Raw genomic sequence first — 11,819 nt, 5'->3', positions numbered from 1 at the left:
TCGATGGGCGCCGAGATCCTTAAGGGCGTGCTCGCCACGGTCCCCGACCCCGAGGGCCGCCTCGGGGCGTCGAAGGCCCGCGCGTGGCGCGTCTCGCGCAAGCTCGCCAAGTCGGCCGAGGCCGCCGCCGCCGCGGCGAAGAACGCCGCCGCCTGCTACGCCGCGTTCCAGCAGCAGTACGAGGAAGAGATCAACCGCGTCCGCCACCGTGCCCGGAAGCCCTCGGCTCCGCGCATGGACTGGGCTCGGCAGTAGAGGGGGGCGGGGTCGTGAGCGAGAAGGACAACACCGAGCAGCAGCACGAGCAGCAGCTCAACGGCAGCTCCAACGCGGCCGGGGTCGGCCGCTACCTCCTGCACCGTGCCAAGCCGCACCTTCCCCCGTGGATCGCCACGGCGGCGGTCGGCCTGGCGGGCGGCGGCGCGAACCTCATGTGGGAGAACTCGGCTTGGGCCGGGGTCGGCCTCACCCTCTCGTCCGTGGCCCTCACCGGGGCCACGTGGTGGGCGGGCCGCACCACGACCGCACAGCGTCGGCTTCACTCCGCGATCACGGTTGCGGCCGGGTCGTCGTGGCTGACCGCCGCGGCCCTGGCCGGACCGCTCACGGGCCCGCTCCCCGACATGTTCCTCATGGGCGGCGCGGTCACCGCCCTGTCGTGGAACGTCCGGCTCGTCATGCGGCGCAACACCGAGGGCGCCGGCCAGAACGAGGGCGGGGACAAGGGGCTGTTGGAGAAGGTCGGTCTCGCCCGTACGCAGCTCGGCACGGCGAAGGTGGAGCCCAACAAGGTCACGGTGCCCTACGCGCTCCCGGCCGGGGAGGCGACCAACGACGACATGTCGAAGAGCCTGCCCCGGATCGCGTCCGCGCTGGACGTGCCCCCGACCGCCGTGCGCTTCCGCCCCGACCCGGAGTCGGCGCGCAAGGGGGAGCTCGTCATCGTCCCGAACGACATGCTGCGTGAGGTGATCTGGTACCCGGGCCCCTCGTCCCCGGGCGGATCGATCGCGGAACCGCTCGTCATCGGCGTGTACGACGACGGCCGGAAGCTGCGGCTCACCCTCCCGCAGGCGATTCACCTCCTCGTCATGGGCGTCACCGGCTCCGGCAAGACCGAGGCCGCGCTCGATGTGATGGCCGAGGTACTGACCCGCCGGGACGTGGCCGTGTGGCTGTCGGACCCGAAGCGGGGCCAGGACCTCGGGGAGGCGTTCGACGCCTGCGACTGGGTGGTGACCACGCAGGACGGGGCCGCCCTGATGATCGCCGCGTTCGAAGCGGTCATCCCGGCCCGGCAACTGTGGCTCGGCTCGCACGGCTACCGGTCGTGGGAGCCCGCCGCCGCACTCCGCCAGGACGACCCCGCCCACACCTGCCGGGAGGACGGCACGGCGTGCGGGTGCCCCGGCATGGCGTACCTGATCGGCTGGTTCGAGGAAGCCGCGAACACCCTGCGGGCCGTCGATGACGACGCGTTCACCGGCATTGCGCAGGAAGCGCGGTCGGCCGGCGCCTCCCTCGTCATCTCCATGCAGCGCGCGAGCGGCTACCAGATCAGCACCGACACCCGCGCGTCCCTCCCGTCCGCGCTCTGCATGGGCGTGGACGAGCGCGACGCCGGATTCGCCCTCCCCTCCGAGGTACTGGACGCCGGCGCCAACCCCGGGGCGTGGGGCAACAAGCGGCCCGGTTACTGCTACCTCGTACAGGCCGGAGTGGACGAGGAACTGTGGTCGACCCCGAGCCGCACGTTCCGGAACAACCCCGTGACGCTCGAATGGGTCACGAAGGAGTTCGCCCCGGTCCGTATGGCCGTGGACGAGGTCACGGCCACCGCCGCGGCCTCGGTCGCGGGACAGATCTACACCGACCGCCAGGGCCCGAGCACGGCCCCGGCCGCGGGCACCGCCCCGCAGCACGCCGCACAGGAAGAGGACGAGATGACGACCGGCGAACCGCTGGTAGACCCCGAGGACGAGGGGATCAACCCCGAGGCCGAACTCCCCGAGACGACCGACGCCCCGATGTTCGGCGCCCCGGCCGGGGACGAGCCGGACGACCCGAAGACGGCCATGGAGGAAATCCTCCGGGAGTTCGAGGCCGAGGGCCGGATGGTCGTCCAGACGAAGGACTTCATGGACCACTGCGACAAGCACGGCCGCTCCCGGCCGTGGGTCTCGGCAGAGCTCGGGCGCCTCGGTCGGGAGGGCCGCCTCGTCCCCGCCGGCGGCCACAAGTACCGCATCGTCCCCGCCCTGACGTCAGCCTGACGGCCTGACGGCCTGACACCGAAACCCCAGGTAGACGCGCTGTCAGAGCGGATGACACCCCGCTCTGACAGCGCCTGACACCGGGCCCTGACACCGGGCCCTGACACCCACGAAGGAGAACCCCGTGAGCAGCAACAACGAGTATGGCGCCTCGGACCGGGCGGTCTCGCCCGACCTGGCCCACTTCCTGATCCCGGACACCCCGGCCTCCCTCGTCACCCCCTCCCAGCCCACCGAGGCGGCCCCGGCGGTGCCGACCACGGCGGAGCTCCTGGCCGCGTGGGAGCGGCACTCCGCCGCCGCCCTCGTCCCTCAGCCCGCCGCCCCCGCGGCCCCGGCCGAGGACCCGATCGTCCCCCGGTGGGTCTGGCGCGCGTCGGCGGTCACCGCCGCCGTGTCCGTGATGGCCGGCCTTATCGGCTTCGTCGTCTGGGGTATCTCGCTCGCCCTGACCGCCGCCGCCTCGGCCATGGCCGCCGCCGCCCCGTACGTCGTCGGCGCCCTCGTCCTGGCCGCCGTCGTCGCGGTCGCGTGCCGTCGCCGCCCCGGAGCTGACACGCTCTCCGTGTCGGTCACCCAGAGCGTCAGCATCGTTCAGCGCAACAGGAAGTAGAGCCACCATGCCGAACATCACCACCCGCGGAGTCCTCGTCACCGGCGCGGCCATCGTCGCCGCCGTCGCAATGGCCGCCTCGGCCGACACGCTCGCCGTCCTCGGCGGCGCGGTCGGCTGGGGGGAGAAGATGCGTTGGTCCCTGCCCGTGTCGGTCGACGTGCTCGCCCTCGTGTCGGGTCTGGTCTGGCTCACCAACGGACTGCCCGAAGCGGCACGCGCCCTCGGTCGCTGGCTCACCCTCGTGACCGTGGTCGGCTCGATGGTCCTGAACGCGACGGGTCACCTCGTGTCGACCGCCCACATCGTCACCGGCCCGCCGCTGGTCATCGCCGTGTCGGCCGTGCCGCCGCTGGCCGCCGCCCTGGCCGTCCACCTCGCCGCCATGACGGCACAGGGACACAAGGGGCCCCAGACCGACACGGTTCCCGTGCCGCCGCCCGCCGCCGCCGACACGGCCCCGGTCGAAACCGACACGGCCCGCGTGCCGGTTCGCGTCGGCGCCGACACGGTGACCGACACGGACGAGCCGACCGACACGCCCGCGTCGCAGACCGACACGACGGAGCGCGGAGCCGACACGGCGAGCGAGCCGACCGGCGCGGTGAACGTGTCGACCGCGGCCCCGGCGACGCACCCGGCGGAGTCCACCGACACGGCGACCGTGCCGGTTCCGACCCGGAGCGGGGACGAGTACGAGGGGTTCGAGGTGGCCGACCCGTGGACGCCGAAGACCGACACGGAGCCCGCGGCCGAGGCCGAGGCGGAGACCGACCCGGCGGCCCGCACGCACGTCATGCCGAACGCCGGCGGACGGCTTACGGACGCGGAGCTGGACGCCGTGGTCGTCCTCCTCATCCGCGAGACCGACCCGCCCCGGTCCTACCGGCAGATGGAGGACCGATTCCGGGAGCTCGGCTACAGCGCTTCCGCCGCTCGTCTCCGGGCCGCGTGGGGACGCGTGGCCGCCCCCGCCAACTGACCCCGAGGGAGGGGCCGTGTCCGCACCCGAGCAGATGACCCGAGACCGGGCGTTGGAGATCGTGCGCGACTGCTACACCACCGGCCAACCGCAGAGCACGGCCGTAGCCCTGACCGGCTACTCCCGGTCGTGGGTGGCCGGTGAGTACCGGCGGCTCCGGGCCCGGGGAATCTCCCCCGTGGCCGGCCAGATGGAGCTTTTCTAGCTCGCCCCTTGCATTCAACTGATCTCCCGGCATAGTCGGGCGTGGGTGGCCGAACGGGTCACCCGCCCCGGCATCCGGGCCCACACAGACAGGAACGACAGACGATGAACGGAACGCACATCACCCTGGTGGGCAACCTGACGGACGAGCCGGAGCTCCGCTTCACCCCCTCGGGGGCCGCCGTGGCGAAGTTCTCCGTGGCGGTCAACCGCCGCACCTTCGACCGGCAGACCAACGAGTGGAAGGAAGCCGGCACCGACTTCCACCGGGTCACGGTCTGGCGGTCGCTCGCGGAGAACGTCGCGGCCACCCTGTCCAAGGGGATGCGGGTCATCCTCGCCGGCGACCTGCGACAGCGGTCGTGGAAGGACGAGAAGACCGGGGAGACCCGGTACGGGTGGGAGGTCACCGCGGATTCGGTCGGCCCCGACCTGACGTTCGCCACGGCCGAGGTGAAGAAGACGGCCAGGACCGGCGGGGGCGGCGCCCCCGGTGACGAGACGTGGGCGGGTGCGTCGACCACCCGCCCGACCGTCGCGGCCGGCGCCGCGAACGGCCAGGGCGGGCGCGGCTACGCCGAAGAGCCCCCGTACTGATACGTGGAGGTATAGGCGGGGCCCGCCGTACGGTGAGCCCGCCGGGACGTGCACCCGTCCCGAAGACCCCCGCGACACACAGGCGGCCCGGTCCTCCCCTCGGAGGATTCCGGGCCGCCTCCCGTACCCCCGACGCGGTTCGGTACGTCAACCCGATGACGTACGGGCCGCTTCGGTGACGTACGAGGGCACCGAGGCCGGGGACGAGGAAGGGCTCCGGGCCCGGGACACGGCGAGAAAGTCCCAACGCGGTAGTGGTCCCCGACGACTGACGGGGCGTATGATCTCTAAAACTTTCAGAAAAGGAGGGTGGGCAATGACCGAGACCGCAACGCAGACCACGGACGACACCCGGACCGCGTCCGAGTGGTCCGCCCCCGAGGGTTGGCGAGTCACCCCGGACGGCACGGTCCCCGTGGCCGACGTAATCCGCACCGCCGGAGTCCCCCACGGAGCCGTGGACCACGCCGTCCGCGCCTGCGGAATCCCCGTGGTCGGGCAGCACGGCCAGGGCCGCCGCCGCTACATCTCCGTGTCCGACGCGCTCGTGATCCTGGCCGCCGCCGCCCTGGCCACCGTCGCCGGAGTCGCCCTGTCGCAGATGTACCGCGCACTACAGGGCAGCAACGTCACGGTGTCCGGCTCCGCCCTGACCATCCCCCTGAACCTCGGGAAGTGACCACGTGACCGCGACCGCGCAGGACTGGGAGGGGGTGACCGTGAGGGACGAGGACGCGCTCGACATGCTCAACATGAGCGACGAGGACGCCGCGATCCTGTGGAAGTTCGGCGGGTACGCCGCCTCCCGCGGCCCCTTCCCCGGCGCGCGTCTGGCCACCCTGTTCATGCTCCGCGGCAACGACCGGGCGGGCCGCCGAGGACTCGCTCGGCTCTTCGCTTCCCTGGCCCCGCACCACGCCGTCCGGCTCGTCCTGGCCGTCCTGTTCGCCCTGGCGTTCCGGCCGGCCCCCGCGCCGCTCCCGGCCCTGCCCCCGCTCCCCCTCACCACGAAGGAGAGGTGGCACCGGCTCACCCCGACCCGCGCCCCGTGACCACACGACCCCGCTTCGGCGGGGGTCACTCGCGCAGGTCGAAACCATCCCCAGAAATGCCGAAAGCCCCAGGACACGACTCCCGAGGCTTGGCATCGATCCCCTGATGAGGAACCAAAGTGCAGGACAAGAGTACCCAGGATGCGCCCGCGCGCACCACACAGCCGTATCCCACCCCGGTCGGAGCCTCCGGCCGGGTCACCGTCGTGTCCGACGACACCGGCGCCTTCCTGGTCTGCCGGACCGTGCGCGGTCGCGGCGGGTGGGGCGTCCACTCCGCCGCCGGCGACTTGCTCACCTCGGGATGGCCGACGCTCACCCGGGCCCGCGCGTACGCGGACCGCCTCCTGACCCGGGCGGGGGCCGCGTGATGACCGAGACGACCCCGCAGACCGCCCCGGCCCCGCGCACCGAGCGCCCCCTCCGGGCCCTGCCCGGCGGCGCCGTCGACCGGGAGGAAGTCACCACCGAGCGCATCGCAGACCGGTACGCCACGGACGAGAACGGCCACTACAAGGTCAGCCGGTCCATGGGCCAGGACAAGCACGGTGAGCCGGTCGTGAAGGTCTCCCGCCGGGAGATCCTGTCCGCGCGCGCGGAGATCACCGCCGCGTACGCCGACGACACCGGCGAGCCGTACCCGATCGCCGCGACCGAGACCGCCGACCGCTCCCGCCCCGTCGTCACCTATTACGACCTGCGCGTCTCGGTCCCCGAAGAGACCCCGGCCGTGCTCGACACGGTGTCGGCCGAGGACTTCGAAAAGCTCGCGTGGCTCGACCGCCAGGAACTCGCGGAGCTCCCGCAAGTCCTGGCCGCCACCGGCCAGACCGCCCGCGGCGACATTCTCACCGCGATCCGTCTCGGCTCCGACCGGTACCCGGTCATCCCCGCTTACTCCCGTCTCGGGTGGCACCGCCGCGACGGCCGGTGGCTGTACGTCCACGGCGGCGGCGCCTGGACTGCCGAGGGCCCCCTCGGGGTCCCGGTCTACGGCGACGGCCTCGGCACGTTCACCATGGCCCCGCCGCCCGAGGACGACGCGGCCGGCCGCCGCGCGTTCGATGCGCTCTGGCAGCTCTTCGACATGACCGACGACAAGTTCGCCGCCGTGGAGATCGGCGGAGTCTTCCGGGCCGCCATGGGCCGCCCCTCGGGGAGCGTGACGTACGTCGCCCTGAACCGCTCCGGCAAGTCCGGGCACATGGCGTTCCTCATGCAGTGCTGGGCCCCCTCGGTCCGCTGGAACTCCCTGCCGTTCAACGCGGGCAAGCAGTTCGCGACCCCGGCCTATGTCGAGTACGTCCACCACACCTTCGGGGACATGTTCGTCGGGTGGGACGACATGGCGCCGGTTGGCTCCGCGCGCGAGCGAGCCGACTACTTCGACCTGTTCGCCCGGTCCCTGTTCAACGGCGCGTCCAAGGGCCGCATGGGCATTCAGGACCGGAAGATCGTCGCCCGTGCTCGCCTGCGACCCCGCGCGTTCGGCGGTCTGTCCGCCGAGGACGTGACCGCCGTGGAATCGGCGCAGAACCGCACGCACCTGTTGCAGCTCAGCCGCGACGCGTTCGACGCGAAGGCGTTCGCCGCGGCCGACGCCGAGGGCGGCCCCGAGGCCCGGTCCTCGCTCATGTCCGCATTCGTCATGTGGTGGGCGGCCAAGATGCCCGCGCACGCCTACGTCTCGGAGTTGGAGCACCAGTACGCGGGGGAGCTCGCCACCGAGACCGGCGCCCCGGGCCGCTATGTCGAGTCGTCGGCGGACAAGGCCGCCGGCCTGTACTGCGGTCTCCAGTTCGCGCTCTCTCGCGGGTGGGTGACCGAAGAGCGGGTGAAGGAACTGTGGCAGCGCGGGTGGGTCGGTCTGTGTGAGTCCCTGCGCGCGCAGGTCGACGCGGGCGCGGGGCAGTCGATGGCCGACCGCATCCGGGACGCGATCCTGGACGGCCTGGCGGTCGGGGCCGCGCACGTCCTCGATGTGCAGGGCGGCCAGCCGACCGCAGGCCCCGCCCTCGGGTGGCGCGGCGAGCACGCGCAGGGCTCCGGCCTCGGGTGGGTCGACGGGGAGCGCCTGTACCTCATGCCGTCCGCCGCCGCCGCGTTTGTCGCCCGCTACTCCGCCGAGGCCGGCGCCCCCATCGAGATCACGGCCCGCGCCATGGGTGAGGCTCTGGAATCGGCCGGGTACATCACCGGGTCGACCGAGACGCGGGAGGGCCGCAAGGTTCACCGCCACACGGTGGCCCGCAAGATCATGGGCCGGAAGAAGAACGTGTGGTCGATGGGCCTCCCCGCCGAGGCGGACGGCCCGACCGAGGGCGGTCAGGGCGACGGCCCCGAGGCGCCGCAGGGACCCGCCGGCCCCACGGTCCCGCTCTGCCTCGGGTGCCGGAGCCCCTTCTACCGCAACGAGCCGGAGCCGAGCGGCTATCACGCCACCTGCGACCCGGCGATCGGTCAGGGCACCCCGGCGGCCCGAGTGCCCGCGCAGGCTCCGGCCCCCGCCGCCGCGCCGGCGCCCGCGGCCCCGGCGGTCGTGGACGAGCCGACCCTCCCCGAGCCGACCGAGCCGGAGCCCGAGGCGGCCCCGGCCCGCACCGCGCCCCGGAAGGTTCGCCAGGACCCCGAGGTCTGCGCGAGCATCGCGGAGCGCGTGGCCGCCGCCCTGGCGAAGGCCGGGGGCGACGTCGACAAGGCGACCGCCGCCCTGATCAAGTCGTCCATCCCCGATGCCATGGAGCTGTTGGAGTCCACCCGGACGAGCGCGCGATACGACTTCACCGCCCACCCGCCCGAGCCGGAGATCCTGCGCAAGCCGTCGAAGAACGGCGCGAACGCGGTGTGGGAGGCCCGCCCGAAGTGGACCAACCCCAACACCGAGGACGGCACCGAGGTTCACCTCCTGGACGTGAACGCCGCGTACCTGTCCGCCCTGAACACGCATCTGCCGATCGGTGCGCTCCACCACGCCGAGGGCGGGGAGTTCGACCGCCGGCGCTCCGGCGCCTACCTGATCACCCCGCCGGAGTGGACGCACACCGACCTTCCCAACCCCCTCGGGGCCCGGGAGCTCTCCGGCGATCTGGTGGTGACCCGGCCGACCCTGCAACTCCTCTTCGACCTGTCCACGGAGAAGTACGGGCGGCTCTGTGAGGCTCCGGTCATTCACGAGACGTGGACGAGCGGGTCCTCGGAGAGCATCCTCCGCGCGTTCCGCATCATCCTGCGCGACGCCCGGTCGGCAGCGATCGCGGCCGGGGACGAGGTGACTCTCGCTTACGTCAAGGCCATGTACTCGAAGTTCATTTCGACCGCGGCTAAGGCGTCGAAGTTCAATCACCTTATCGAGCGGACGGATTGGTCCCAGATCATCCGGGCGCAGGCGCACGGGAATCTGTGGCGCCGAGCGCACAAGGCGCACACCGCCGGTCTCACCGTTCACCGAATTACCGGAACTGACGAACTCCATGTCGCCGGTGACTGGCGCACGGTATTTTCTGAGGGACGAGAACTCACCGACATGAAGACGAAGGGCGCTTACGTCGTCGGCGCCCCGGTCGCGGAAAAGGGGGAGTGACGACATGGTTGGAAAGATCACGGGAGAATTCGGAGCCCACGGAAAGCGCGGCGGCGAAGCTATCTCGGACCGGCTCACCGAACTTGCCGGGGGTATTAAGTCCTCGGCCATGAGTGAACGGGGGTTGGAGGCTCGTCTCAACTACCTGACCAAGTCCCCCGCCGGATATCAGGCGATGGAGCGGGCCGGTATCGAAGTCAAGCCGCGCACGCTTATCGCGTGGCTCTCCGGAGACCGCGACCCGAACAAGGCGAACCGCTCCCGCATCGATGCGGCATACGCAGACCTGCGGCGCCGGAATATCGCCCGGTCGCTCAAAAAGCGGCTGAACAACAACGGGCGCGGGACCCGAGTGGAGGTCCACCCCATCACACAGTCCGGGGTGACCCCCTCCCGCAAGCGGGACTTGGACGTGCGGAAGATCAACGTTCGCCCCTCCCAGTGGGACCAGCTCGTGGACCAGTGGGCCGCCCACGACACTGCGGGCATGAACGACACGTGGGACGCGATCGCGGAGGACAGCATCGGTTCCGACTGGGGCGCCTACACCGAGGTCTCTTCCATCGGGTTCGGCGCGTAGCAGCACCCACCGAAGGGCCCCGCCGACTGCCGGCGGGGCCCTTCGGCGTTCCCCGAGGACCACCTCGTCCCCGGCCGGGAAGCCGCGTACGTCATCGCCCCCGCCCGTACGTCAACCACATGACGTACCGAGCCACCCCGAACGGGGAGGCGGCCCGGGGCCGTTCCGCCGGCGGATAGTTCGCGGCCCGCTCCCCTCGGGGAAGAGCCGACTTCCCCGAGGGGATACGCCCCCGAGCTGCATAGCTCCGGGGAATTCCCCGCAGGTGGCACCCCTCCTTCCCCTCGGGGAAGTCGGGCCCCGCCCCTGTCACATGGGCTGTCACATGACCTGTCACACGAAGCCCTGTAACACGCTCTGACCTGCGGCCGGACCCCTCATCCCCCCGTTTCGCCTCGGCGCGACAGGACGTGTGACAGGGGGGTGCGCCCCTTTCCAGACACGCCACTTGGCCGAGAGATGCCGTTGCATCGGTGTCGGGTCACCCCTACATTCAAAGTGTCGGGTTAACCCGACAAAGGGTCGGGGGTCCTCCCGGCCCCCGCCTCCCGGAAGGGGACACCGTGGCCGCCAACGACAAGCCCGAGACCGAGCTCCCGCAGTACGCGCACCGCACCGGGCGACTCACCCTCACCCACTCCGACACCCAGCCCGAGACCGCACTCAAGAGCCGCCCCGGCCCCACCACGTGGTGGGCGGACGGCACCACGTCGTTCGTGCTGCACTTCCGCGGCGGTCCCATCCACGGCGAGACCATGGCCGAAGAGACCGACATCGCGATTCAGGCCGTCGACTCCCTCCGGGCAGGGGAGGAGATGAGCGCAGGCCGCTTGCACAACGCCCTGCGCGACGCCCGGCGGCTCCGCACCCGACTGGAGGCACTGGAGGCCGAACTCATCCTGTACGCCCGGGAGGAGGGCCCCAACGGGCGTCCGCGCCTGTCGTTCCGGGAGATCGCGGAAGCCACCCAGACCCACCACACCACCGTTGCCGAGCGGGTCGACCGGATGCGTGCCGGCGCTCACGCACCCTGGCGTAACTGGCTCGTCCAGAACACCGACCGGGCCACCCTCTACGGCGGCACCGAGGAACGCCCGGCGAAGGTTCCGACCCTGCGCGAGCAGATCGCGGACGCGCCCGGCGGTGCCTTCCTGGCCGAGGCCATCCCCATGGACCCCGGCGGTTACGTCATCACGGTCACCGACTACAAGCCGGAGCCGGAGAGCTTGCTCCGCATCGACCTTCCCGGCTGGGACTACTTCCGCTCCGCCTCGGCCGGACACCGGCTCATCGAGCACGGTTTCCAGGTGCTCCCCGCCGCCCACTACGAGCCGGACCGGGCCGCCGGGTGGAAGCCGGGGCTGGACGGCTTGACCTTCTCCGCTCCCGTCTACCGCCTCCCCGCGTGGGACGACACCACGAAGGAGTCCTGACCATGTTCGCCACCGTCGCCGCCATCCTCGGAACGCTCGCCGGAGCCCTCCTGTCCGGGGTGCTCACCGCCCGCCAGGCCCGCACCGCCCTGCGCGACTCCGAGGCCGCCGCCCGCCGACAGGCCGCCGTGGACGCCGTCGCGGACCTGGCCGCCGCTGTGGCCGCCCACCGTTCCGCGATGTGGCACCGGGAGAACAAGCGGCTCACGGGCGAGGACTGGACCGAGGACCGCCGGCACAGCCACACCACCCGCGCCGCGATCTCCGCCCCCGCCGTCCGCCTTGCCGTCCTGGCCCCCACTCTGCGCCCGGCCGCCGAGGCGGCCATCCGGGCGACCTACGCCCTGCGCGGAGCCGGGACGGAGGCCGAACTCGACGCGGCCCGGGAGGCGTCCCTCACCGCCGATGACCGGCTCATCACCGAGGCCGGCCAACTCCTCGGAGTCTGACCCGCCCCTCCTCGAACGGCCCCCCCTCCTTCGGGGCGGGGGGCCGTTCGCGTGGT

The 11,819-nt window shown here is 72.1% G+C and carries 13 protein-coding genes; all 13 read left to right on the top strand.

Translation table 11 applies throughout. The features are described 5' to 3' along the window. On the top strand, window positions 1-255 hold a 255-nt coding region (gene traA / locus K7G60_RS36735; protein ID WP_308083139.1), incomplete at its 5' end, for a plasmid transfer protein TraA. Window positions 256-269: 14 nt separating this feature from the next. Beyond that, on the top strand, window positions 270-2,273 hold the full coding sequence (traB, locus tag K7G60_RS36730; protein ID WP_225805307.1) for a plasmid transfer protein TraB: 2,004 nt from the start codon (window positions 270-272) through the stop codon (window positions 2,271-2,273). Window positions 2,274-2,397: 124 nt separating this feature from the next. After that, a complete protein-coding gene (locus K7G60_RS36725) occupies window positions 2,398-2,886 on the top strand; it encodes a hypothetical protein (RefSeq protein WP_225805306.1) in 489 nt (162 codons plus the stop codon). Window positions 2,887-2,893: 7 nt separating this feature from the next. Further along, window positions 2,894-3,868 (top strand): DUF2637 domain-containing protein, encoded by a 975-nt coding sequence (locus K7G60_RS36720; protein WP_225805305.1) that lies wholly within the window; start codon window positions 2,894-2,896, stop codon window positions 3,866-3,868. A gap of 16 nt (window positions 3,869-3,884) precedes the next feature. Then, window positions 3,885-4,073: a hypothetical protein gene (locus K7G60_RS36715; RefSeq protein WP_121832812.1), complete on the top strand. Its 189-nt coding sequence runs from the start codon at window positions 3,885-3,887 to the stop codon at window positions 4,071-4,073. Window positions 4,074-4,177: 104 nt separating this feature from the next. Beyond that, window positions 4,178-4,669, top strand: coding sequence for a single-stranded DNA-binding protein (gene ssb, locus K7G60_RS36710; RefSeq protein ID WP_225805304.1), 492 nt, complete (start codon window positions 4,178-4,180; stop codon window positions 4,667-4,669). Between the two features lie 316 nt (window positions 4,670-4,985). Further along, the gene (locus K7G60_RS36705) at window positions 4,986-5,348 is read left to right on the top strand and encodes a hypothetical protein (RefSeq protein WP_225805303.1); all 363 of its coding nucleotides are present in this window, start codon (window positions 4,986-4,988) and stop codon (window positions 5,346-5,348) included. Between the two features lie 4 nt (window positions 5,349-5,352). Continuing rightward, complete coding sequence (locus K7G60_RS36700; RefSeq protein ID WP_225805302.1) at window positions 5,353-5,721, top strand: hypothetical protein; 369 nt, start codon at window positions 5,353-5,355, stop codon at window positions 5,719-5,721. Between the two features lie 119 nt (window positions 5,722-5,840). After that, on the top strand, window positions 5,841-6,092 hold the full coding sequence (locus K7G60_RS36695) for a hypothetical protein (protein ID WP_225805301.1): 252 nt from the start codon (window positions 5,841-5,843) through the stop codon (window positions 6,090-6,092). Further along, on the top strand, window positions 6,092-9,301 hold the full coding sequence (locus K7G60_RS36690) for a hypothetical protein (protein ID WP_225805300.1): 3,210 nt from the start codon (window positions 6,092-6,094) through the stop codon (window positions 9,299-9,301). The genes K7G60_RS36695 and K7G60_RS36690 overlap by 1 nt, the downstream gene beginning before the upstream one ends. Before the next feature lie 4 nt (window positions 9,302-9,305). Further along, complete coding sequence (locus K7G60_RS36685; RefSeq protein ID WP_225805299.1) at window positions 9,306-9,881, top strand: transcriptional regulator; 576 nt, start codon at window positions 9,306-9,308, stop codon at window positions 9,879-9,881. Window positions 9,882-10,444: 563 nt separating this feature from the next. Further along, entirely contained in the window at window positions 10,445-11,314 is an 870-nt protein-coding gene (locus K7G60_RS36680; protein WP_225805298.1) for an AsnC family protein, read from the top strand. Window positions 11,315-11,316: 2 nt separating this feature from the next. Continuing rightward, on the top strand, window positions 11,317-11,763 hold the full coding sequence (locus tag K7G60_RS36675) for a protein kilB (protein ID WP_225805297.1): 447 nt from the start codon (window positions 11,317-11,319) through the stop codon (window positions 11,761-11,763). The last annotated feature ends 56 nt before the right edge of the window (window positions 11,764-11,819 follow it).

Source organism: Streptomyces sp. NK15101 (assembly GCF_020400725.1).
Taxonomy (GTDB): Bacteria; Actinomycetota; Actinomycetes; order Streptomycetales; family Streptomycetaceae; genus Streptomyces.
The sequence above is the reverse complement of the archived record's forward strand: the minus strand, read 5'-3'. Positions and strand labels throughout refer to the sequence as shown.

Coding starts and splice junctions, on each gene's coding strand:
- K7G60_RS36720 (WP_225805305.1), top strand. CDS start 2,894: ATGCCGAACATCACCACCCGCGGAGTCCTCGTCACCGGCGCGGCCATC.
- ssb (WP_225805304.1), top strand. CDS start 4,178: ATGAACGGAACGCACATCACCCTGGTGGGCAACCTGACGGACGAGCCG.
- K7G60_RS36705 (WP_225805303.1), top strand. CDS start 4,986: ATGACCGAGACCGCAACGCAGACCACGGACGACACCCGGACCGCGTCC.
- K7G60_RS36690 (WP_225805300.1), top strand. CDS start 6,092: ATGACCGAGACGACCCCGCAGACCGCCCCGGCCCCGCGCACCGAGCGC.
- K7G60_RS36685 (WP_225805299.1), top strand. CDS start 9,306: ATGGTTGGAAAGATCACGGGAGAATTCGGAGCCCACGGAAAGCGCGGC.
- K7G60_RS36675 (WP_225805297.1), top strand. CDS start 11,317: ATGTTCGCCACCGTCGCCGCCATCCTCGGAACGCTCGCCGGAGCCCTC.